Annotated in this window: 25 protein-coding genes; 15 read left to right on the forward strand and 10 right to left on the reverse strand. The window is 49.8% G+C overall.

Translation table 11 applies throughout. From position 1 onward, the window contains the following. Positions 1-10 precede the first annotated feature (10 nt). Together GUC46_RS11140 and GUC46_RS11145 are read left to right on the forward strand one after the other, a co-directional pair. Positions 11-1,093, forward strand: coding sequence for an ABC transporter ATP-binding protein (locus GUC46_RS11140; protein WP_044700116.1), 1,083 nt, complete (start codon positions 11-13; stop codon positions 1,091-1,093). A gap of 66 nt (positions 1,094-1,159) precedes the next feature. Further along, positions 1,160-2,065, forward strand: coding sequence for an OmpG family monomeric porin (locus GUC46_RS11145; protein ID WP_046670756.1), 906 nt, complete (start codon positions 1,160-1,162; stop codon positions 2,063-2,065). A 32-nt stretch (positions 2,066-2,097) separates the two neighbouring features. Here the strand turns inward: GUC46_RS11145 and GUC46_RS11150 are convergent, their stop codons facing one another. Beyond that, a complete protein-coding gene (locus GUC46_RS11150; RefSeq protein WP_048217506.1) occupies positions 2,098-3,108 on the reverse strand; it encodes a LacI family DNA-binding transcriptional regulator in 1,011 nt (336 codons plus the stop codon). Between the two features lie 228 nt (positions 3,109-3,336). Between GUC46_RS11150 and pspE the strand changes: the two genes are divergently transcribed. From pspE to tyrR, 4 genes are all read left to right on the forward strand, one after another. Then, positions 3,337-3,654, forward strand: a complete 318-nt coding sequence (pspE, locus tag GUC46_RS11155; RefSeq protein ID WP_003020447.1) for a thiosulfate sulfurtransferase PspE — start codon at positions 3,337-3,339, stop codon at positions 3,652-3,654. A gap of 142 nt (positions 3,655-3,796) precedes the next feature. Continuing rightward, positions 3,797-5,194, forward strand: coding sequence for a YcjX family protein (locus GUC46_RS11160; protein WP_003020444.1), 1,398 nt, complete (start codon positions 3,797-3,799; stop codon positions 5,192-5,194). Further along, on the forward strand, positions 5,191-6,252 hold the full coding sequence (locus GUC46_RS11165; protein WP_044710879.1) for a YcjF family protein: 1,062 nt from the start codon (positions 5,191-5,193) through the stop codon (positions 6,250-6,252). The genes GUC46_RS11160 and GUC46_RS11165 overlap by 4 nt, the downstream gene beginning before the upstream one ends. A 147-nt stretch (positions 6,253-6,399) precedes the next feature. After that, positions 6,400-7,944 (forward strand): transcriptional regulator TyrR, encoded by a 1,545-nt coding sequence (gene tyrR / locus GUC46_RS11170; RefSeq protein WP_032935606.1) that lies wholly within the window; start codon positions 6,400-6,402, stop codon positions 7,942-7,944. A gap of 53 nt (positions 7,945-7,997) precedes the next feature. Here the strand turns inward: tyrR and tpx are convergent, their stop codons facing one another. Continuing rightward, positions 7,998-8,504, reverse strand: coding sequence for a thiol peroxidase (gene tpx, locus GUC46_RS11175; RefSeq protein WP_003020437.1), 507 nt, complete (start codon positions 8,502-8,504; stop codon positions 7,998-8,000). A gap of 115 nt (positions 8,505-8,619) precedes the next feature. Here tpx and ycjG point away from each other — a divergent pair, with 115 nt between their 5' ends. Beyond that, positions 8,620-9,585 (forward strand): L-Ala-D/L-Glu epimerase, encoded by a 966-nt coding sequence (gene ycjG / locus GUC46_RS11180; protein WP_130714619.1) that lies wholly within the window; start codon positions 8,620-8,622, stop codon positions 9,583-9,585. Here the strand turns inward: ycjG and mpaA are convergent. Then, complete coding sequence (gene mpaA, locus GUC46_RS11185) at positions 9,560-10,288, reverse strand: murein tripeptide amidase MpaA (RefSeq protein ID WP_130714989.1); 729 nt, start codon at positions 10,286-10,288, stop codon at positions 9,560-9,562. The genes ycjG and mpaA overlap by 26 nt on opposite strands. A 184-nt stretch (positions 10,289-10,472) precedes the next feature. Here mpaA and mppA point away from each other — a divergent pair, with 184 nt between their 5' ends. Further along, positions 10,473-12,086: a murein tripeptide ABC transporter substrate-binding protein MppA gene (mppA, locus tag GUC46_RS11190; RefSeq protein ID WP_003840789.1), complete on the forward strand. Its 1,614-nt coding sequence runs from the start codon at positions 10,473-10,475 to the stop codon at positions 12,084-12,086. A gap of 99 nt (positions 12,087-12,185) precedes the next feature. Here the strand turns inward: mppA and GUC46_RS11195 are convergent, their stop codons facing one another. After that, the gene (locus GUC46_RS11195; protein WP_049003287.1) at positions 12,186-12,749 is read right to left on the reverse strand and encodes a MarR family winged helix-turn-helix transcriptional regulator; all 564 of its coding nucleotides are present in this window, start codon (positions 12,747-12,749) and stop codon (positions 12,186-12,188) included. A gap of 114 nt (positions 12,750-12,863) precedes the next feature. Between GUC46_RS11195 and GUC46_RS11200 the strand changes: the two genes are divergently transcribed. Both GUC46_RS11200 and GUC46_RS11205 read left to right on the forward strand, forming a co-directional pair. Beyond that, on the forward strand, positions 12,864-13,094 hold the full coding sequence (locus GUC46_RS11200; protein WP_003843952.1) for a glutaredoxin domain-containing protein: 231 nt from the start codon (positions 12,864-12,866) through the stop codon (positions 13,092-13,094). Positions 13,095-13,160: 66 nt separating this feature from the next. Further along, complete coding sequence (locus GUC46_RS11205; RefSeq protein WP_087878838.1) at positions 13,161-13,436, forward strand: Rho-binding antiterminator; 276 nt, start codon at positions 13,161-13,163, stop codon at positions 13,434-13,436. 5 nt (positions 13,437-13,441) lie between these two features. On the opposite strand, the gene GUC46_RS11210 is transcribed toward GUC46_RS11205, so the two are convergent. Further along, positions 13,442-14,212 (reverse strand): DeoR/GlpR family DNA-binding transcription regulator, encoded by a 771-nt coding sequence (locus GUC46_RS11210; protein ID WP_003843948.1) that lies wholly within the window; start codon positions 14,210-14,212, stop codon positions 13,442-13,444. Positions 14,213-14,332: 120 nt separating this feature from the next. Here GUC46_RS11210 and GUC46_RS11215 point away from each other — a divergent pair, with 120 nt between their 5' ends. From GUC46_RS11215 to GUC46_RS11225, 3 genes are all read left to right on the forward strand, one after another. Then, on the forward strand, positions 14,333-14,716 hold the full coding sequence (locus GUC46_RS11215; protein ID WP_046670747.1) for a VOC family protein: 384 nt from the start codon (positions 14,333-14,335) through the stop codon (positions 14,714-14,716). A gap of 333 nt (positions 14,717-15,049) precedes the next feature. Next, positions 15,050-15,457: a cupin domain-containing protein gene (locus GUC46_RS11220; protein ID WP_130714620.1), complete on the forward strand. Its 408-nt coding sequence runs from the start codon at positions 15,050-15,052 to the stop codon at positions 15,455-15,457. A 43-nt stretch (positions 15,458-15,500) separates the two neighbouring features. Then, a complete protein-coding gene (locus GUC46_RS11225) occupies positions 15,501-16,553 on the forward strand; it encodes an NAD(P)-dependent alcohol dehydrogenase (protein WP_044700101.1) in 1,053 nt (350 codons plus the stop codon). A gap of 36 nt (positions 16,554-16,589) precedes the next feature. On the opposite strand, the gene GUC46_RS11230 is transcribed toward GUC46_RS11225, so the two are convergent. Continuing rightward, positions 16,590-17,621, reverse strand: coding sequence for a mechanosensitive ion channel family protein (locus GUC46_RS11230; protein WP_044710863.1), 1,032 nt, complete (start codon positions 17,619-17,621; stop codon positions 16,590-16,592). A 244-nt stretch (positions 17,622-17,865) separates the two neighbouring features. Between GUC46_RS11230 and GUC46_RS11235 the strand changes: the two genes are divergently transcribed. Further along, positions 17,866-18,126: a DUF2534 family protein gene (locus GUC46_RS11235; protein WP_003020403.1), complete on the forward strand. Its 261-nt coding sequence runs from the start codon at positions 17,866-17,868 to the stop codon at positions 18,124-18,126. Positions 18,127-18,174: 48 nt separating this feature from the next. Here the strand turns inward: GUC46_RS11235 and uspE are convergent, their stop codons facing one another. The 3 genes from uspE to ogt all read right to left on the reverse strand — a co-directional run bounded on the left by uspE (position 18,175) and on the right by ogt (position 20,739). Continuing rightward, positions 18,175-19,125 carry a universal stress protein UspE gene (gene uspE, locus GUC46_RS11240; protein ID WP_003840808.1) on the reverse strand — a complete coding sequence of 317 codons (951 nt, stop codon included), beginning with the start codon at positions 19,123-19,125 and terminating at the stop codon, positions 18,175-18,177. Positions 19,126-19,276: 151 nt separating this feature from the next. Continuing rightward, positions 19,277-20,029 (reverse strand): fumarate/nitrate reduction transcriptional regulator Fnr, encoded by a 753-nt coding sequence (gene fnr / locus GUC46_RS11245; protein WP_003020397.1) that lies wholly within the window; start codon positions 20,027-20,029, stop codon positions 19,277-19,279. A 194-nt stretch (positions 20,030-20,223) separates the two neighbouring features. Then, positions 20,224-20,739 carry a methylated-DNA--[protein]-cysteine S-methyltransferase gene (ogt, locus tag GUC46_RS11250; RefSeq protein ID WP_049003283.1) on the reverse strand — a complete coding sequence of 172 codons (516 nt, stop codon included), beginning with the start codon at positions 20,737-20,739 and terminating at the stop codon, positions 20,224-20,226. A 225-nt stretch (positions 20,740-20,964) separates the two neighbouring features. On the opposite strand from ogt, the gene smrA reads away from it, so the two are divergent. Continuing rightward, positions 20,965-21,528, forward strand: coding sequence for a DNA endonuclease SmrA (smrA, locus tag GUC46_RS11255; RefSeq protein WP_130714621.1), 564 nt, complete (start codon positions 20,965-20,967; stop codon positions 21,526-21,528). Positions 21,529-21,540: 12 nt separating this feature from the next. Here smrA and GUC46_RS11260 read toward each other — a convergent pair whose 3' ends face one another. Further along, entirely contained in the window at positions 21,541-22,773 is a 1,233-nt protein-coding gene (locus GUC46_RS11260; protein ID WP_003843938.1) for a sensor domain-containing diguanylate cyclase, read from the reverse strand. Position 22,774: the final 1 nt, after the last annotated feature.

Genomic DNA, 22,774 nt, shown 5'->3' on the forward strand with positions numbered 1-22,774 from the left:
AGGATTCAACATGGCACAGCTTTCGTTGCAACACATTCAAAAAATTTACGACAACCAGGTACACGTCGTTAAAGACTTCAATCTGGAAATTGAAGATAAAGAGTTTATTGTTTTTGTTGGCCCTTCAGGCTGTGGGAAGTCAACGACGTTGCGCATGATCGCCGGTCTGGAGGAGATCAGCGGTGGCGATCTGCTGATTGACGGTAAACGGATGAACGATGTGCCGGCGAAATCGCGCAACATTGCGATGGTCTTTCAGAACTATGCGTTGTACCCGCACATGACAGTCTATGACAACATGGCGTTTGGCCTGAAAATGCAGAAAATTGCCCCTGCAGTGATTGAGGAACGTGTCAACTGGGCGGCGCAAATCCTTGGCCTGCGCGATTATCTGCAACGTAAACCGGGTGCGTTATCCGGTGGTCAGCGTCAACGTGTGGCACTTGGGCGTGCGATTGTTCGTGAGGCAGGGGTCTTCCTGATGGATGAACCCTTATCGAATCTCGATGCCAAACTTCGCGTACAGATGCGGGCAGAAATAAGCAAGCTGCATCAGAAACTCAATACCACCATGATATATGTTACCCACGATCAAACAGAAGCCATGACGATGGCGACGCGTATTGTGATTATGAAGGATGGTATTGTTCAGCAGGTCGGTGCGCCGAAAACAGTTTATAACCACCCAGCAAATATGTTTGTCGCAGGATTTATTGGCTCACCGGCCATGAACTTTATTCGTGGCGCGATTGACGGTGATAAGTTTGTTACTGAAACCCTAAAATTAACGATTCCAGAGAATAAATTAGCACAATTAAAAACGCAGGGTTATGAACATCAGGCGATCACGCTGGGTATTCGCCCTGAGGATATCCATCCGCAGCTTAATAATGAAAATAGTGTATCGGCAAAAATTAGCGTTGCAGAACTCACAGGCGCTGAATTTATGCTTTATACCATTGTTGGGGGGCATGAGTTGGTGGTCCGTGCCGGTGCAGTGAATGATTATCACGCAGGAGAAAATATCACTATTCATTTTGATATGGCGAAATGCCATTTCTTTGATGCTGAAACTGAAGTGGCTATTCAATAAAATTTCGGGGGGATATCCCCCCCAAGCCTTGGGGCATTTTTGCGAGTATTTTAACAAGGAATAATAATGAAAACCCTACTGTCCGCGACTGCGCTGATTATGAGCGCAGGAATGGCCTGCGCGCAGGCTGCTGAAAAGAATGACTGGCACTTTAATATCGGAGCTATGTACGAAATAGAAAACGTTGAAGGTCAGGGCGAAGATATGGATGGACTGGCTGAGCCGTCCGTCTATTTTAATGCGTCCAATGGACCGTGGAAAATATCACTGGCCTATTACCAGGAAGGACCGGTTGATTACAGCGAGGGTAAGCGCGGTACGTGGTTTGACCGCCCTGAACTGGAAGTCCGCTATCAATTCCTTGAAAGCGAAAATGTTAATTTCGGCCTGACCGGTGGCTTCCGTAATTACGGTTATCACTATGTCAATGAACCCGGAAAAGACACAGCTAATATGCAGCGCTGGAAAGTGCAGCCAGATTGGGATGTTAAACTTACCGATGATCTGCGCTTTAGCGGCTGGTTTGCGATGTATCAATTCGTTAATGATTTGAGCACCACTGGCTACTCTGATAGCCGCGTCGAAAGTGAGAGCGGGTTGAATTATACGTTTAACGAAACAGTAGGGTTAACGGTCAACTATTACCTTGAACGTGGCTTTAATCTGGCAGATTCGCGTAATAATGGTGAGTTCTCAACCCAGGAAATTCGGGCTTATCTGCCTCTGTCCTTCGGCAATACAACCCTGACGCCGTATACCCGTATCGGGCTTGATCGCTGGTCAAACTGGGACTGGCAGGATGATCCTGAACGCGAAGGCCATGATTTCAATCGCCTCGGTTTATTGTATGCGTATGATTTCCAGAACGGTTTATCAATGTCTCTGGAGTATGCTTATGAATGGGAAGATCATGACGAAGGTGAAAGCGACAGGTTCCATTATGCTGGCATAGGCGTGAACTACGCATTCTAAAAATGAACAGGGGCATTATTATGCCCCTGTTTTTACACCAGTGAGTCCGCCAACGATATTTGCGTGCTCACCGTGATATTCTGTAATCCTTTTTCACCTGCAATCAGATTAAATAATAAATTACAACTTTGTTCACCCAATTGCTGAGTAGGTACATCAATTCCACCAGGAACTGGTGTGAGCATAAAAGAAAGTAGCTCATTACTATAGCCTACGACGGCAAGTTGTTTTGGGATGGAAATGTTTTTCTCGGCCGCTACGCGATATAAACTCATTAACTTTAAGCTGTCTGTCGCAAATACGGCATCGGGTAACGACTGCTGACTCAGTAATTTTCGAGAAGCAAGTAGGGCGGTTTCATGAGTATACCCCCCGTCAATAACCCACTCATCACGCATTTTAATGTTATGTGCCTGAAGGCTGGCTTTATAACCGTTAACGCGATCGATAGAAACATGAACGTCAAGCGGTGCATGCAAACAGGCTATATTACGGTGGCCGCTCTCAATCAGTGCATTTGTCAGCGTAATACTGTCGCGATAATTATCGGTGTCTACAGAATAGACATTAGTGTAGTCACCTTCAACCTTCCCGATAACCACAACCGGGACGTTGTATTTATCCAACCGAGCAAAAAATGATTCATCGGCAGGAGAGCTCAGCATAATGATCCCTTTGATCAACTTCTGCTTAATTTTGCTCTCACATTTTTGTAAATCATCTTCGGTGCTTCGCGACGTCTGCAATATGACATCAAAACCGACTTCTTCAGCCTTGGCAGTAATTGCATGCAATACTTCAGAGAAAAACGGATTACCGGCAGTTGTTTTTGCAGAACGGGTAGATATCACCATTATTGCATCAAATCCGGAAGAGGTAAGCGCGCGAGCTAGTTTATTAGGCTGATACTGTAACTCATCAATTGCGCGCAGCACCTTTTCAAGCGCCTCCGGCGAGATGTTGGTTTGCTTATTAAGCACGCGCGATACCGTGGATTTTGATACACCAGCGGCTCGTGCAATATCATAAATGGTAGGAGACATAGATCCCAAGCTCCGTCCGAGAGTCAATGGCGGACATATTATGGAGTTAAGTGGCGAATGACAACAATCTCGGAATGCGAGTTGGAAAATCAAAAGGCTAACCGCACTATGTGCGTGCTGAGGAACAATCGTCCACGGGTGCGGACGGTGATAATGCGGTCGCAATATTTTCTTAAGAACTGGCGTATAGTGTAAGGGTTAAATCCAACTATCAGTCAGGAAGATATTATGTTGAAGAAAAGCGTATTAGCGTTGGCACTGGTTATTGGCATGCCGGTTTATGCTGCCGAGCACTGGATTGATGTTCGCGTTCCTGAACAGTACCAACAGCAGCATATTCAGGGGGCTGTCAACATCCCGTTAAAAGAGATCAAGGCGCGTATCGTAACTGAAGTTCCAGATAAGAACGATACCGTGAAGCTCTATTGCAACTCCGGGCGTCAATCAGGGCAGGCGAAAGATATGCTGACTGAAATGGGCTACACGCAGGTGACCAACGAAGGTGGCATCAATCAGATAGCGCTTCCTAAAGTAGAGAATAAATAAACCGCCCACATTCATTCTGCTACAGGCGGTAAGAATAATGCCGCCTGATACAGCTCAGGTAGTTGATAAGTAAGAATTGACCCCTATCTTTACTTCCTGTTTGTTATAATTTCTTCGGTTCCTTCAGCAAAACGGGATGGCGATGAAGCGACTTAAAAATGAATTCAATTCGCTGGTTAATCGTGGCGTAGACCGGCATTTGCGCCTGGCTGTCACCGGACTTAGCCGGAGTGGTAAGACGGCGTTTATCACCGCAATGGTTAATCAGTTACTCAATATTCATGCCGGTGCGCGTTTGCCGTTGCTCAGTTGCGTGCGCGAAGAGCGTCTGCTTGGCGTGAAACGGGTTCCACAACGCGATTTTGGTATTCCGCGCTTTACCTATGATGAAGGACTGGCGCAGCTGTATGGCTCTCCGCCGACCTGGCCGACACCAACGCGCGGTGTGAGTGAAATTCGTCTGGCACTGCGTTACAAGTCTAATGACTCATTACTGCGCCACTTTAAAGACACCTCCACGCTGTACCTGGAAATCGTCGATTATCCGGGGGAGTGGCTGCTCGATTTACCGATGCTGGCCCAGGATTATTTGAGCTGGTCGCGGCAAATGACCGGATTATTACAGGGTCAGCGTGGCGAATGGTCGGCAAAATGGCGGCAGTTAAGCCACGGGCTGGATCCACTGGCACCTGCTGACGAAAACCGTCTGGCGGAAATTGCTGCTGCCTGGACGGAGTATCTGCATCAATGCAAGCAGCAGGGACTGCACTTTATTCAGCCGGGCCGTTTTGTTCTGCCAGGAGATATGGCGGGCGCGCCTGCGTTGCAATTCTTCCCGTGGCCGGACGTTGATGCCTGGGGAGAATCGAAGCTGGCGCAGGCAGATAAACACACCAATGCGGGCATGCTGCGCGACAGGTTTAATTACTACTGTGAAAAAGTCGTGAAGGGATTTTATAAGAATCACTTCCTGCGCTTTGATCGTCAGATTGTGCTGGTCGATTGCCTGCAACCGCTCAACAGCGGGCCACAGGCGTTTAACGACATGCGTCTGGCGCTGACCCAACTGATGCAAAGTTTCCATTATGGACAGCGCACGCTGTTTCGTCGGCTGTTTTCTCCGGTGATCGACAAACTGCTGTTTGCCGCCACCAAAGCTGACCATGTCACGGTCGATCAGCACGCCAATATGGTGTCGCTTTTACAGCAGTTGATCCAGGATGCCTGGCAAAACGCTGCGTTCGAAGGTATCAGCATGGATTGTCTGGGCCTGGCATCGGTGCAGGCAACCACCAGCGGCCTTATCGATGTGAAAGGTGAAAAGATCCCCGCGCTGCGTGGTAATCGTCTGAGCGATGGCGAACCGCTAACCGTTTATCCGGGGGAAGTGCCCGCGCGTTTACCTGGACAGGCATTTTGGGACAACCAGGGCTTTCAGTTTGAGGCGTTTCGCCCGCAGGTGATGGATGTCGATAAGCCCTTACCGCATATCCGTCTTGATGCCGCGCTGGAGTTTTTAATAGGAGATAAATTGCGATGAGCGAGCCGTTAAAACCGCGTATCGATTTCTCAGGTCCGCTGGACGTGGAACAAAATGCGGCGTTTAAAGCGCAGCAGATGTTTAACGAAACGGAGGCGCAGACTTTTTCTCCGGCGACAGTGGATGAACCACTGGAAGACGAAGGTCAGGCAGAAGCCGTTATTGATGCGGCCCTTCGCCCTAAACGTAGTCTGTGGCGTAAGATGGTGATGGGTGGCGTGGCGCTGTTTGGCGTGAGCGTTGTCGCTCAGGGTGTGCAGTGGACCATGAATGCCTGGCAGACTCAGGATTGGGTCGCGCTGGGAGGATGTGCCGCAGGCGCATTGATTATCGGTGCAGGGGTTGGATCGGTGGCGACCGAATGGCGTCGGCTATGGCGATTGCGTCAGCGCGCGCACGAGCGCGATGAAGCGCGAGATCTGCTCCACAGCCATGGAACCGGAAAAGGCCGTGCATTTTGTGAAAAGCTGGCGCAGCAGGCGGGCATCGATCAGTCTCATCCGGCATTGCAGCGCTGGTATGCCTCAATTCATGAAACGCAGAACGATCGTGAAGTGGTTAGTCTGTACGCCCATCTGGTGCAGCCGGTGCTGGATGCGCAAGCCCGGCGTGAGATTAGCCGTTCAGCGGCAGAATCCACACTGATGATTGCCGTCAGTCCGCTGGCGCTGGTGGATATGGCGTTTATCGCCTGGCGCAATCTGCGGCTGATTAATCGTATTGCTTCGCTGTATGGCATTGAGCTGGGTTATTACAGCCGCCTGCGTTTGTTCCGTCTGGTGCTGTTGAATATCGCTTTTGCCGGGGCCAGTGAACTGGTGCGGGAAGTAGGAATGGACTGGATGTCGCAGGATTTAGCCGCCCGCTTATCAACGCGTGCAGCTCAGGGCATTGGCGCGGGGTTATTAACGGCGCGTCTGGGCATTAAAGCTATGGAACTTTGCCGACCATTGCCGTGGATCGATGATGATAAGCCACGGCTGGGCGATTTCCGCCGCCAACTGATTGGTCAGGTGAAAGAGACCTTACAAAAGAATAAATCTCCGCGCGAAAGTTAACTATAAAACAGGCGCCGATCGTTTAACTTTACGCCCCGGCGCCCAATTTTCCAGCTCGCTGTCAATATTTGTTGACAGAGTTCTTCCTGCAAACCAAATACTGGCTTATCATTTAACACATAATCCCTTGTCCAGGTGAAGGTTCCTATGCGTTTGGAAGTCTTTTGTGAAGACCGTCTTGGTCTGACCCGCGAACTGCTCGATTTACTGGTGCTGAGAAGCATTGATTTACGCGGTATCGAGATTGACCCCATCGGGCGAATTTACCTTAATTTTGCTGAGCTGGAGTTCACCAACTTCAGCAGTCTGATGGCTGAAATCCGCCGTATATCAGGCGTTACGGATGTGCGTACTGTACCCTGGATGCCTTCAGAGCGTGAACATCTTGCGCTGAGCGCGCTGCTTGAGGCGCTACCAGAACCGGTCCTTTCTCTGGATATGAAAAGCAAAATCGAGATGGCGAATCCTGCGAGCTGTCAGCTTTTCGCCCACAGTCAGGAACGGATGCGCAATCATACCGCTGCCCAGTTAATCAATGGGTTTAACTTCCAGCGCTGGCTGGAAAGCAATCCGCAGGATTCCCATAGCGAACATGTCGTGATTAACGGACAGAATTTCCTGATGGAAATTACGCCTGTCCATTTGCAGGGCGAAAATCAGGAGCAGATGCTGACCGGTGCGGTGGTGATGTTGCGCTCCACTATCCGAATGGGACGCCAGCTGCAAAATATGACTACGCAGGATCTCAGCGCGTTTAGCCAGATTATTGCCGTCAGCGCTAAAATGAAACACGTGGTGGAACAGGCGCGTAAGCTGGCGACGCTGAGCGCGCCGCTGCTGATTACCGGTAATACCGGCACCGGCAAAGATCTCTTTGCTCATGCCTGCCACCTGGCAAGTCCGCGTGCGTCAAAACCGTATCTGGCGCTGAACTGCGCGTCAATTCCTGAAGATGCGGTTGAAAGCGAGCTGTTTGGCCATGCGCCGGAAGGTAAAAAAGGCTTCTTTGAGCAGGCGAATGGCGGTTCGGTTCTGTTAGATGAAATTGGCGAAATGTCGCCGCGTATGCAGACCAAATTGCTGCGTTTTCTCAATGACGGCACGTTCCGTCGTGTGGGAGAAGATCACGAAGTTCATGTTGATGTTCGCGTGATTTGCGCAACGCAAAAGAACCTTGTGGAACTGGTGCAGAAAGGACTTTTCCGTGAAGACCTCTATTATCGTCTGAATGTACTAACGCTAAACCTGCCGCCGCTGCGCGATTGCCCACAAGATATTATGCCGCTTACCGAACTGTTTGTGGCGCGTTTTGCCGACGAGCAGGGCGTGCCGCGTCCGAAACTGTCCGCAGATCTCAGCACGGTACTAACTCGTTATGGTTGGCCGGGCAACGTGCGTCAGCTTAAAAATGCGATCTACCGGGCTCTGACCCAGCTAGAAGGCTATGAGCTGCGACCACAGGATATTTTGCTGCCGGATTACGATGCGGCAACGGTTGCTGTCGGAGAAGAGGTGATGGAAGGGTCGCTGGATGAAATCACCAGCCGCTTTGAACGCTCCGTGTTGACGCAGCTGTATATGAATTATCCCAGCACGCGCAAGCTGGCCAAGCGCCTAGGTGTTTCGCATACTGCGATAGCTAACAAATTGCGTGAGTATGGACTGAGCCAGCAGAAAAAAAGCGAAGAGTAATGCCGTAAATGAAAATGCCTCCATGTGGAGGCATTTTTGTATGCAGACGCAGCTTACGCTTTCAGTACGTCCAGCGCAGCGGTGTAGTCTGGTTCGTTGGTGATTTCATTGACCAGCTGGCTGAAAACAACGTTATCATTTTCATCAATAACGACCACGGCACGTGCGGCCAGGCCTTTCAGCGGGCCTTCAGCGATTTCAACACCGTAGTTTTTCAGGAATTCTGCGTTGCGCAGGGTGGACAGCGTGATAACGTTGCTCAGACCTTCCGCGCCGCAAAAACGAGAGTGGGCGAATGGCAGGTCGGCTGAGATGCACAGTACGACGGTATTGTCGATTTCTGTCGCCAGTTGGTTAAACTTACGTACCGATGCCGCGCAAACGCCGGTATCGATGCTTGGGAAAATATTCAGCACTTTGCGCTTGCCTGCGAACTGGCCCAGCGTAACGTCAGACAGGTCTTTAGCCACAAGGGTAAAAGCCTGAGCTTTGCTTCCAGCCTGAGGAATAGAGCCGGCAACTGCAACCGGGTTGCCCTGGAAATGAACGGTTTGTGACATGGTTATCTTCCTGTTTACATATAGTTAACGTCGAGGCTAGTTTATGCCATCAGCAGTTAACACGGCAAACGCTATTTGCGGATATCCGCTTCAGGGACTGCATTAAGGAAAACAAATGAGAACAGTTAAGGTATATGAGGAAGCCTGGCCGCTGCACACTCCCTTTGTCATTGCCCGTGGGAGCCGGACCGAAGCGCATGTGGTGGTTGTCGAGGTGGAAGAAAACGGCGTCACAGGTATAGGCGAGTGCACACCGTACCCGCGCTACGGTGAAAGCGATGCCTCAGTGCTGGCGCAAATTATGAGCATTGCGCCACAACTGGAAAACGGAATGACGCGTGAAGAGCTGCAAAAGCAGCTGCCAGCGGGTGCAGCGCGTAATGCCGTGGATTGCGCGTTGTGGGATCTAAGCGCGCGTCAACAGCAGCAGTCGCTGGCGGAATTAGTGGGAAGTGAACTGGCGGAAGTGGTGACTACGGCGCAAACCGTAGTGATTGCCTCGCCGGAACAAATGGCTGCGAGCGCGGCTGCGCTGTGGGAAAATGGCGCGAAATTGCTGAAAGTTAAACTGGATGCTCGCTTGATTAGTGAGCGAATGGTTGCCATTCGTGCGGCTGTTCCTGACGCCACGATTATTGTCGACGCCAACGAATCCTGGCGGGCAGAAGGCCTTGCGGCACGCTGTCAGTTGCTGGCTGATTTAGGGGTTGCGATGCTGGAGCAGCCACTGCCGGCGCAGGATGATGCCGCGCTGGAGAATTTTGTACATCCGCTGCCCATCTGCGCAGATGAAAGCTGCCACACCCGTAGCAGTCTGAAAGCGCTGCACGGACGCTATGAAATGGTCAATATCAAACTGGACAAAACAGGCGGCCTGACGGAAGCGCTCGCGCTGGCAACCGAAGCACGCGAGCAGGGATTTGCGCTGATGCTGGGCTGTATGCTGTGTACCTCCCGGGCGATCGGCGCGGCATTACCCCTTACGCCACTGGTTAGCTTTGCCGATCTTGATGGTCCAACGTGGCTTGCCACCGATGCGGTGCCAGCCCTGCATTTTACGACCGGGCAGCTCCATCTCTAGGGTGCCAGCGCAGGAGATTGGACATAGCCAGCAGGTATTTTTCGCTCGCTCCATCCGATGAAATGGGCGGAAATTCGGCGGTTATACAGTGTAAGTTTAGGTCTGCGCACCAGCTACCAAAAGAGCCGGGCGTTTCATAACCTACACTGGTGACCAGAGGCAATTCAAACGATTGTGCCAGCCACGCGCCCAGCTCGCTGCTTCTGGGATCTTCAATACAGGCCAGTGGATCGTGAAAAGAGACTACCCAGGCGGGATGAATTCGGTGAATAAGCTGACATAATGCCTGGGTTTCTGGTTCCGAGCCCGGATGATCGCCGGTCAACAACACCACATCACGCTCTTCTGCGCTACTGTTCCAGCGATACACCGTTTCGCCTGCTTTCCAGTTTGCGGCGGGAAAGTTACGGTTAAGATCGACGCCGTTCGCATTTGCGCGCAGCCCAAGCTGGCAACCGTCAGGGTTTACGGCTAGCACCACATGATGGCGACGCAGGGAAGGGTTAAGCGTACGCAATGCGCAGGAAAGGGTAACGACCGAGGAGTTTTCGTCGCCGTGCGTTCCCGCCAGTATCAGGCCGCTTTCACGATCGGCTGCCAGTGCAGGAAACCAGATTAGCGGTGCGCCTAACAATGAACGTCCGTAATGTTCGGTTCCAGGTGGGAATGCGCCGCGCTCGGCACGGGGACGGGTAACGGTCATAGTCATCTCTGAATGCTTGGATTGTTACTCGCAGTGTTGTGCAAAATGTATGGATAATCAAATCGTTTTCACACACTTATCTTTTCAGGTGTAATATCACTTTCTTGTCGGAAGTTAATTGCATTTCCTGCTGGCGATACAAATAATTACACATTCACTTAGTAGCCGGAATCGAGGGTATCTTATGCAGCATTCTGTTTCAGTAACCTGTTGTGCGTTGTTGGTTAGCAGCATTTCTTTATCCTGGGCTGCTGATGTTCCCAGCGGAACGGTACTGGCAGAGAAACAAGAACTGGTGCGTCATATAAAAGACGAACCGGCGTCGCTTGATCCGGCAAAGGCCGTCGGGCTCCCTGAGATTCAGGTAATTCGTGATTTATTTGAAGGGCTGGTCAACCAGAATGAGAAGGGTGAGATCGTACCTGGCGTCGCTACCCAGTGGAAGAGTAACGATAACCGCATCTGGACGTTTACGCTGCGCGACAATGCGCAATGGGCGGATGGTACGCCCGTAACGGCGCAGGATTTTGTCTACAGCTGGCAGCGTCTGGTTGATCCAAAAACGCTGTCGCCGTTTGCCTGGTTTGCTGCGCTGGCGGGTATTAATAATGCTCAGGCTATTATCGATGGCAAAGCCACGCCTGATAAACTTGGCGTTAGTGCTGTCGATGCGCGGACATTGAAAGTTCAACTGGATAAACCGCTGCCCTGGTTTGCCAATCTGACGGCGAGTTTTGCATTTTATCCGGTACAAAAAGCCAACGTTGAGAGCGGCAAAGAGTGGACCAAACCGGGTAACCTGATTGGTAACGGCGCCTATGTGCTAAAAAATCGCGTCGTGAACGAAAAACTGGAAGTTGTCCCGAACACGCATTATTGGGACAACGCCAAAACAGTGCTGCAAAAAGTTACCTTCCTGCCAATTAACCAGGAATCGGCAGCGACCAAGCGCTATCTTGCTGGTGATATTGATATCACGGAATCCTTCCCGAAAAATATGTACCAGAAACTGTTGAAGGATATCCCGGGTCAGGTTTACACCCCGCCGCAGCTTGGTACTTATTATTATGCCTTTAATACCCAGAAGGGACCGACTGCCGATTCACGCGTGCGTCTGGCGCTCAGCATGACTATCGATCGTCGCCTGATGGCGGAGAAGGTGCTGGGTACCGGTGAGAAGCCTGCATGGCATTTTACGCCGGATGTAACGGCAGGATTTGTGCCTGAACCTTCACCGTTTGAGCAAATGAGTCAGGAAGAATTGAATGCGCAGGCGAAAACGCTGCTGCGTGCGGCGGGCTATGGTCCACAGAAACCGCTTAAACTGACGCTGCTGTACAACACCTCAGAAAATCATCAGAAGATTGCTATCGCAGTGGCTTCTATGTGGAAGAAAAACCTTGGTGTTGACGTGAAACTGCAAAACCAGGAGTGGAAAACCTATATTGATAGTCGTAATACCGGCAACTTTGATGTGATCCGTGCCTCCTGGGTGGGTGACTACAATGAACCTTCTACGTTCTTGTCGCTATTAACATCGACCCATACGGGCAATATCTCCCGCTTTAATAATCCGGCATACGATAAAGTGTTGACCCAGGCTACTCTGGAGAATACAGAAAAAGCGCGGAATGCTGATTATAACGCTGCGGAGAAAATTCTGATGGAACAGGCGCCTATTGCGCCGATCTATCAGTACACTAATGGGCGTTTAATTAAACCGTGGCTGAAAGGGTATCCGATTACTAACCCTGAAGATGTGGCCTATAGCCGCACAATGTATATCGTTAAGCACTAGTTGGATACACTCTCCTGATAACCTTCGTTAACCTCATCTAAAACCAGAGCTGGCGCGGATTTCAGCGCCAGCACCTCTCGTTAACCTTTGTTAACCGCATTACGTTTCCGGCGGTTGATGCTCACGGCAAATCAGCAACGAATCTTCTTCACTTAATCCCTCTTTCGTCAGATTACAAAATCCCTGACCATCAATTTTTTGGTGGAACCGACAGCTATGGCAAAGACCAAAGCCAGGCACATTGTTGCTCCTCTGGATCCCGCGTAACAGTTCTAACAGCAGCTCTCTGAGTACGCTCGCCCGTTCACCCATTGCCGATTCACCCTCCACTAAAAACGTGGGGGGCAGCAGGGCTTCCAGTAAGGTATTGGCAGACTCACTTAAGTGGAGATGGACGCTACGTTTATCACGGTCATCCGGCTTGCGAACAATCAACCCTTTGTTTTCCAACAGCTTCAGCGATTGCGACACGGTACCTTTGGTGAGACCAAGGTAGTCTGTCACGCCAAGCGGCGTATTGGAATAACGGTTACAACGGGCCAGATACATTAACGCACTAAGTTGTACTGGCTGGAGATCCACCAGTAAAGGATGCTGGCGAAACCACATCCGTGTCAGGCTGGAAAGCCGGTCAAGTACGTCGAAAAGTGACATGTCGGGCATAACAAATCCTCCTCGGCATATAGTATCGATTAAAAACTATATTGACAAAGAATAAAAGCAACGTACTATAAATTATAGTATCGAATCGATACTATAATTTATAGGAGATGTATCATGACTAAAGCTCGTTTCTATCATGCAGGTTGCCCGGTTTGTGTTTCCGCAGAACAAGCTCTTCTGCAGCACTTGTCTGCGGATGTTGAAATCGATGTGGTTCATCTGGGAGAGCATCCTGATCGGGTTGCCGAGGCTGAAGTGGCTGGCGTGAAATCTGTTCCGGCGCTGGTGATTGACGGCAATGTGCTGCATATTAATTTTGGCGCTCCCATTGAAGCGTTGAAATAGCTGGATAGTTCGGGAAGTTGCGTTGGCGATTTCCCGAATATACAAGACGTTGGGGAAGGTAACGCGATGAAAACGACCGAAGAGTATCACCCGATAGATTGCGATCTTCATGATTATCTGGAAATCGCCTGCATGTACCACTATTGGTTGCGCATTGAACTAACGGATGGCACATGTTTTGATTCTAAAGCGCTGACGACGTCTACCACCGTGGAAAAAGAAGAATTTCTGGTAGTGGGGCAATCTGAAAATCAGCAAAAAATCCGTCTGGATTGTCTGTCAGCTATCACCGCGCTGACGCCAGGAGCGACGTTTAGCACAGTAAGTTTTCAGAGAGCCTGACACGGTTAGACGGTATAAATCCGAATGTCGTGCGCCTGGAATGCTGTGGCGTACTCTTTGCTGATGTTGTCCTCTACAACAATCACATCAATATTGCTGCTTTCGGTAACGACATATCGGGCGACGGCTGGGATTTTTTCAGCGGTTAGCGCGACGATAGTTTCATTACATTGTTTGATCACCGCTTTTTTGAACTCACAATCCGCGTAATCAAACCCCGTTAAGCCGGATTCAGGCGACATCGCACAGCCGCCAATAAATCCCTGATCGAATAAAATGTCCTGCACTTGTGCGATGGCGGAAGCTCCCACACACCCGCCAGAAGATCTCTGTACCGCGCCGCCCAGCATAATGACCTCAAACAGCGGTTTTTTTAGCAAAACGGCGGCAATCTCCGGTGAATTTGTCACCACGGTTAACGCCAGTTCGGCGGGCAGAGCTTCTGCCATCGCCAGATTGGTGCTACCCGTGTCGATAAAAATACAGCTTCCGGATTTGACCAGTCTGGCACATCGCTGCGCGATGTTGCTCTTTTTGGCCACATTAATACCCTTGCGCACGGCAATGTCTTCGGATTCAGGGAGTGCAATTACCGCGCCACCATAGACCTTCTTGCACACGCCATCTTTGCTCAATTCATGCAAGTCACGACGAATTGTATGTTCAGAAACACCTAATCGGTTCGCGAGTTCAGAACAAATGACTCTGCCGTTTTCTTGCAGGATCTGATAGATAAGCGCCTGGCGCTGTTCCGGGAATGCGGCGTAATCAAGCATAGATACTCCAGGTAAAATAAACATCGAGCAATAAAGTGCATGATCGTGCATTATGATTAACGATGTCAACATCCCTTACAGGGACCGTACTATTCTGGATACAACGGAAAGAGGTAAGCTATGAAAATTGCGCATATGGCGTTATGGACACAGAATCTCGAGCAGCAAGCTCGCTTCTGGGTCTCATTTTTTGACGGTAAGATCAACGAGAAATACTGCAGTAAAACCAACCCTGGGTTTGAATCTTATTTTGTCAAAATTGGCGAGGATATTGCAATTGAGTTAATGACCAAACCGGGTCTTGTCGGGCAGCAACCTGACAATAATCGTTGCGGGTGGGTACACCTCGCCATTTCTGTTGGCGGCAATGAAAATGTTGATGCCGTTGCAATGCAAGCGCAGAAACAGGGGATATTAGTCTCAGGTCCGCGCACTACGGGCGATGGTTATTACGAAGCGGTGATAAAAGATCCTGACGGCAATTTAATCGAGATTGTGGCGTAAGTCATCAATCAGTAACCTGCAAATAAAGAGTACCTGCTGCTTATTATTGATGAGCCCAGCTCATAAGTTTGTCTTTCTTTTCCTCTCTAATCACCGACACGTCGAGTCTCTATAATTTTACTGTTTTCAGCCCCCGGTGGTGCAATGTTGCCACCGCTCTGGAGAGTCGAATATGCAATACCAACTGGATGCGGGACTCACGCTCAATGAAGCACAGCTCTAAGCATACTGCGGTTTCCCTCGCAGTCTGAACGGCCTGTCCTGCTATGCCCGTACGGTTTTTGATGAATGTCTTGCACGAACACCGCAGACATTATTCATACTGGAGTCACTATGAACGAACAATTTGATGGTAACAGCGTCTTTCCGCGAGGCGAGAAAAATGAAGCTTATGCGAAGTATTTCACTGGTGATAGCTATCTGACCATGCTCTCCATGGAAGGTGTGGTAATTGGCAATGTCGCATTTGAACCGAGTGGTCGTAACTTCTGGCATGTTCATCATGAGGGCGGACAAATATTGCTGGTGACCGGTGGTAGAGGCTGGTATCAGGAATGGAATCAACCGGCGCGCGAGCTGGAAACCGGTGATGTCGTGCATATTCCCGCGGGAATGAAACATTGGCACGGCGCTGCGCGTGATAGTTGGTTTGCCCATATCGCCGTGGAAATCCCGGCCCCTGGCGCGTCGAACGAATGGCTGGAACCGGTTAGCGACGCTGAGTACAACCTGCTGCCCTGAACTATGCTGGTTCTGGTAACACCTAATCCCTGAGGAGATCTCAATGGTCATGAACGTGAAGGGTTATGCTGCTCTGGCAGTGAAAGAAGATTTAGTCCCCCATAGTTTTGTTCGTCGTGACCCGCGTGAAGATGATGTGGTTATCGATATTTTATACAGCGGTGTTTGCCACTCGGATATCCACAACGCCTACAACGATTGGGGCGGTGCTAAATATCCGATGGTACCAGGGCATGAAATCATTGGCCGCGTGGTGCATGTTGGTAAATCGGTAACGAAATTCAACGTGGGCGATCTCGCAGGGGTAGGCTGCATGGTTGATTCATGTCAACACTGTAGCGCCTGTGAACAAGGGCTGGAACAATATTGCGAAGAAGGCAACACGCTAACGTATAACGATATCGACCGTCATGACGGTCTGCCCACTTTCGGCGGCTATTCTGACAAAATTGTCGTTACTGAAAAGTTTGTGGTGAAGGTCCCTGAAGGGATCGATTTACGCGGTGCGGCACCGCTGCTCTGCGCCGGGATCACGACATGGTCGCCTCTGCGCCATTGGCAGGTAGGCGAGGGCAGTAAAGTCGCGGTTGTTGGTCTGGGTGGGCTTGGGCATATGGCAATCAAACTTGCAAATGCACTGGGCGCGGAAGTTACGCTGTTTACGCGTTCACCGGGCAAAGAAGCTGATGCCAGACGTTTGGGTGCCAGTCATGTTGTGCTTTCCACTGACAGTGAGCAGATGAAAGCGACAGCGAATCAGTTTGATCTGATTATCGATACTGTGCCCTACGTTCATGACCTGAACCCGTATATCCCAACCCTGGCACTAAGCGGTACGCTGGTGCTGGTTGGTTATCTCGGTGCGTTGGATCCGTTTCTGAATACGGTTCCCCTGATCCTTGGACGTAGGTCTGTGGCGGGTTCAGTTATCGGCGGTATTGCCGAAACGCAAGAGATGCTCGATTTTTGCGGTCAGCATGGTATTACCGCCGATGTTGAAGTGATCAATATTCAGGATATTAATCATGCCTGGCAGCGGATGTTGAAAAGCGATGTGAAATACCGCTTTGTAATTGATATTGCCTCATTGAAATAAGTACAAAAAAGACGCGGATTTCCGCGTCTTTTTTTGTTAGTGTGTCGACGGCGATGCTTCAGGATTATCCATATACAGCGTCTGGCTGGGGAACGCAAAGTCGGCGCCATTTGCCTGGACTATCGTGATAATCTTTAAATAAACGTCTTGCTGTACCGCGAGCCATTCCTTCCAGACGGTGGTTTTCGTGAAGCAATACACCATGATATTCAACGATGAATCGGCAAATTCATTAAAATAGACCAACAGAGTTTGTTTCTGGTCTATTCCTGGATGGTTTTGCAGCATTTCTCTGACCGACTCGACAACAGCACCGACTTTATCGGCATCCTCATATCGTAACCCGATCACCGTTTTAATACGCCGGTTGGTCATGCGCCCTGGATTTTCTACGCTGATGGAGGAGAAAATCGAGTTTGGCACATACAACGGACGATGGTCGAAGGTGTTTATTTTAGTCATTCGCCAGCCAATTTCGGCCACTGTGCCTTCAATATTGCGGTCCGGGGAGCGGATCCAGTCGCCGATGCTAAACGGTCTGTCGAAATAGAGCATAATGCCTGAGAAGAAGTTGCTCAGAATATCTTTCCCCGCCATACCCACAGCGATACCGCCAATGCCGCCAAAGGTTAACAGGCCGGATAAGCTCATACCGAAGTGTTCGCCATACAGTAAAATGATGGCAACCACGATGGTAATCTTGATGATACGCGACAGGATCCTCGCGCTGGTGATATCTCTGCCTTTATTAATCTGCGTCTTTTCAAACTGATTAATCACCAGAAAAAGTTTGATGGTCAGGATCAATGCAATCAACGAGGTGCAGATAAAGTCGACCACGTTGGGGGAGATAAATTTCAGGCTGTAACTTTCGATAACGTTATTAGCAATGCTGCCAAACGTCCCAATGATAATGGCATAGACAAAAAATTGTGCGGCATGAAATATGAATCCTTTGCAGCGACGCTCTCCACGATGATACCAGACACTCATCAGGACCAGCGCGGCACAGCAGCTGAGAATTACCGTCAAATTAAACGCATTATTCATAAACAGTTCAGCGATCATGATTCTTCCTGGCAACTCCATGTTATCTAAATATCATCTGACATCTTAATCCCCGGATATTTTACTCAGTTAGGGCGGTCAGATCATTAATCAAAAGGAGAGATAAATAATGCAATCAGCGTTATTTTCAGCGAAATAATGCTGACGTCAACCCTGTATGCGGTTTATGTAGCAGACAGTCAGTTGATGTCATGGTATTGTTAGCGCAAAGTAACAAGGTTTTCATCTGCAAAAGGACAGTACTATGATCATGGCTAAGCTGAAAACAGCGAAGGGACGGAAATTTTTGTTGTGCCTGCTTGGAGTGTTTATTATCGCAGCGTCGGTCGTGACGCGCGCGACGATCGGCGGCGTTATTGAACAGTATGACATTCCGCTATCCGACTGGACCGCTTCAATGTATGCCATTCAATCTGCAATGATTTGTGTCTACAGCATGGTGTTTACGATTCTGTTGGCTATCCCGCTTGGTATCTATTTCCTCGGCGGCGAGGAGCAACACTAGGCGTTTAAAATGCCGGATGATATCGCCATCCGGCATTTTATTATGTGGTTAATCGTCTTCTTCGTCGTCCAGTTCAACTGGCGTCTGATATTCATCTGGCTTGATGACCAGCAGGTCACAGCGTAGATGATCGATAACCTGTTCCGCGGTATTACCAAGGAACGCGGCAGAAATACCGGTACGTCCGACGGTCCCCAATACCACAATACCTGCCTGTAGGTGCTCGGCTAAATCAGGAATGACCTCTTCAGGTAAGCCTTTTTCAACGTGCGTCACTTTCTCATCAATACTGAATTTCTGGCGTAGCGCCTTCATGGCCAGCAGATGCTGTCCACGGATTGCGTCGTTATAAACGCTGGGATCAAATTCAGGCAGTTCAATCGCGATGTTGATTGGCGTAACAGGGTAGGCGCCTACCAGATGCACTTCGGTATGGTTAACCTGTTCTGCAAGCTGTAGCGTCTCTTTGACCAGTTTTTCATTGAGCGCGTTGTGATAAGCCTCTTCACTGGCGAGGTTTACTGCAACCAGTGCTTTACCCCCTTCAGGCCATGGCTGGTCTTTCACCATCCATACCGGACTTGGACATTTACGCAATAAATGCCAGTCGGTTGGCGTAAATATTACGGCTTCGAGGCGGTCGTGTTGGTGCGCCATCTTGAGGACCAGGTCATGCTTGGCGCTGATGACTTCCTGGATAATGGCTTCAAAGGGTCGGTTATGCCAGACCACTTTAATCTCCAGAGGGATCCCTGCTTCGATATAGTATTTCGCTTGTTCACGTATCCATGCAGTTCGCTGGCTGATAACCCCCTGACGCATTGCCGTACGCTCATCGGGCGACAGCAGGGTAGTCATCTCATAGGAAAAGTCATAGATCGGCAAAAAGGCTTTAATTTTGCCACCAATCCGTTGATGCAAATAAACAGCTCGCCGTAATGCTGGTTGATCGTCCTGGTTCGGGTCGATGACGACCAGCATATTTTTATACATAGCCATACAGGGTCTCCTTACAACTGTCATCGCAGTTTGTAACTAAAAGAGTAACCCAATAATGTGGTTTGAAACAGGGAATAACCTCCTGCCAGATCAATAAATCGGGATAATTTAGCGATTTGACAGAAGGATAACAGAGATGCTTGCGGAAAGATTACGCAACGTTACGCGTATGGCCAGCAAGAACTGCCAGCGCGTCGCTATTCTCAATAGTGATGTATTTGCCTTTCACCGCCAGCATACCGCTTTTCTGGAAACGACCCAGCAGGCGGCTGATGGTTTCAACCGTCAGACCGAGGTAGTTACCGATGTCGCCACGGGTCATGGTCAGGCGGAATTCACGAGGCGAGAATCCACGCTGGGCAAAGCGACGAGACAAATTGTAGATAAAAGCCGCCAGGCGCTCTTCAGCGTTTTTCTTCGACAACAACAGGATCATATCCTGGTCGCCTTTGATTTCGCCACTCATCAGACGCATCATCTGCTGACGCAGATTTGGCATTTTGCCGGACAGGTCATCAAGGGTTTCGAAAGGAATTTCGCATACCATCGAGGTTTCCAGCGCCTGAGCAAAGCTCGGGTGATGTCCGCTGCCAATCGCGTCAAAACCGACCAGATCGCCCGCCAGATGGAAGCCAGTAATCTGCTCATCGCCTTGTTCGGTAATGGTATAGCTTTTAATCGTTCCGGAGCGGATAGCATAGAGTGATTTAAGCTCATCACCTGCTTTAAAGAGCGTCTGCCCCTTTTGGATAGGCTTTTTGCGCTCGATGATGTTATCGAGCTGGTCAAGCTCATGCTCGTTAAGTGTGAACGGGATGCAAAGCTGGCTGATGCTGCAATCCTGGCAATGGATAGCACAACCGCCAGACTGAATGCGCCGTATAATTCGCTTTTCCGGGATCATAGGTCTGCTCAAGCCGTAATTGATATTTGTCAATTTTAACATCTTTTTGGTGAGCACGTAAGCCTGAGCTACTCCCAAGAGAGAATAATTCAGGCATAACTGGAGTGAATATTTGTATCTGCTTGATTAGCCACAATTAATTTGGGGTCGCATTATGCGGAAGTGTGATGGATAAGGCATTAATTGCCTAGAGTCTAGAGTAGCAAATAACCTTCGTGGCGCAATAACCACTCTTTTCGTTGTACGCCACCGGCATATCCGGTCATGGTGCCGTTACGTCCAATGACGCGATGACAGGGGACCACAATGCTTACTGGATTGGAGCCATTAGCTGCGCCGACGGCTCTTGCAGCACCGGGGCGACCCAACTTTTCGGCCAGTTGACCATAATGCATGACCTGCCCGCAGGGGATAGTGCGTAACGCTTGCCAGACTTCACGCTGGAAAGGCGTCCCTGCGGTTGCCGTTTCAAGCGTGTCAATGATGCTGAGGTTTCCGGCAAAATACTCAGCGAGTTTGTCGCTTAATCCACCTGGGTTTTTGGCGGTAATGCGCTGATAACCTTCTGTGCGGTAATGAATATCAAGCAATTGTTCCATGCGATCGCTGTGCTGATCCCATTCCACTGCACGCAGGCGAAATTGCTCATCACAAATAACCCACAGCGGGCCCAGCGGCGTGTCGATGGTGTCTTCCAGTAAGTTAAGCATCCGTTTCTCTCATTACAGCATTCAGGCGAGGCTACACATTATCACGCCAGTGACCGTCGCAGCTATACCTCTAAAAATGGATATCAACTTGTCGTGAGTAGATCGGTTCAGCGCGACGGATCCGGTTAATTATTGGAAATAACCGTAAAGCGTTACCGGTATAGTTGTCGGTATAATAGTGCGCGGTTATGATAATGCCCGTCGCAATACGCTGGAGGATGAAACATGAACCTTGATGATGCATCGTTGTTTCTTGACGCTATGGGGGATGTTCAACCGCTGAAAAGCCATACCGATGTACACTGGCAGCCCATGCGTAATCTTCGCATTCCGGCGCGTATCGATACGCTTCAACTGGATAATTTTCTCTCGACGGGATTTCTCGATATTGTCCCGTTAAGTGTGCCGCTCGAGTTTCGTCGCGAAGGTTTACAGAACGGTGTGACTGACAAGCTGCGAAACGGAAAATACCCGCAGCAGGCGAGTCTTAATCTTATTCGCCAACCTGTTGAAACATGTCGTCAGATGCTCTTTAGCTTTATTCTGCAGGCGCAGCAAGAAGGGTTGCGTAACGTGCTGGTGATACACGGCAAGGGACGTGACGATAATTCTCATGCCAATATTATTCGCAGCTACGTAGCGCGCTGGTTGACGGAATTTGACGACGTGCAAGCATACTGCGCCGCACTGCCGCATCACGGCGGCAGCGGGGCATGCTATGTGGCATTGCGTAAAACCGCGCAGGCAAAACAGGATAACTGGGAGCGTCACGCTAAACGTAGTCGCTGAACGACGTAAACATCAGGCGGCCAGCACTCTGTTCCTGCCTTCGTTCTTGGCTTTGTACAACGCGTCGTCAACACGTTTGAATAACTCATCGATACTTTCATTTGTTTCGTGCCGTGCTACACCAATGCTGACGGTAAAACGGGGAAGGCCAGGGAGAGTCACCTTTGCCACTGTCGCACGGATCACTTCTGCTAGGTTGAGAGCGACATCCAGCGACGTTCGCGGCAGGAGCAGCACAAATTCTTCACCACCCCAGCGAAAAATAAGATCGTCTTTTCGCGCACAGGATTCCAGGGTGCGTGCCAGAGCACAGAGCACTTCGTCGCCTTTTAAATGGCCAAACAGATCGTTAATGCTTTTAAAGCGATCCGTATCGATCAACAACAGGCTGTAGTCCTGCGTCAATGATATCGCATGCGTCTGTTCCGGCTCGGTTACCTGATAAAAATGTCGGCGGTTAAGTAATCCCGTTAAAACATCTCGCAGGGCCGCACGCTCCAGCTCCTGTTCCAGCCGCTTTTGTTCGGTAATGTCATGAATAATGCACAACATCAGTTTATTACCGTAAATTTCGATCGGTCCGGCGTAGGTTTGCACATGACGGGAAGTCCCATCAGCCAGTTTATGGACAAAATGCAAAGGTTTATGGCCGCCGGGCAGATGGGCGATTTCATGCATCACCGGAAGTATATGGCGGCCCAGCATATTGATTTCCCATGTATGTTTCTGACACATCACATCATGAGTGTATCCATAAAAATTGAGCGCACTGAGGTTTGCATCCACGATCAACCCATCGCGGGACGGATCAATAAGTAACATTGGCGCGGAATTAGTCTGGAAGAAGCGCGCATAAAATCCCTGTTTTTTCCGCTGATAGGTTGCTGAACGGCTCGCTTTCAGACCCTGTGCAGCAGGCGTCTCAATGCCTTCGAAAAGGATGACTTCACCCATGCCAGGCAGGGGTTTAATGGAAAGGCGACTTGCCATCGCAATCTCTTCACCGTCGCGGTAAACCGTGAGAATTTCCACTACATGGTGATGATTTCGCAAGTCGCTGAGATACATGGTTAAGTCATTTTGAGCATGCGTTGAAAATGTTCCCTTGCGGAGCGGGGAAAAACAGAGACCCTGCATTAGCTCCCGTGCAACGTTATTAGCGAACACCAGCTCTTCGGTATGTGGCAAAACAATCCACACCGGAAAGGTTAATAAATCCAGTGAATGCAGCTCGGTTGTGCTCATC

The organism is Citrobacter sp. LUTT5, from assembly GCF_009905315.1.
In the GTDB taxonomy this organism is placed as follows: Bacteria; Pseudomonadota; Gammaproteobacteria; order Enterobacterales; family Enterobacteriaceae; genus Citrobacter; species Citrobacter freundii.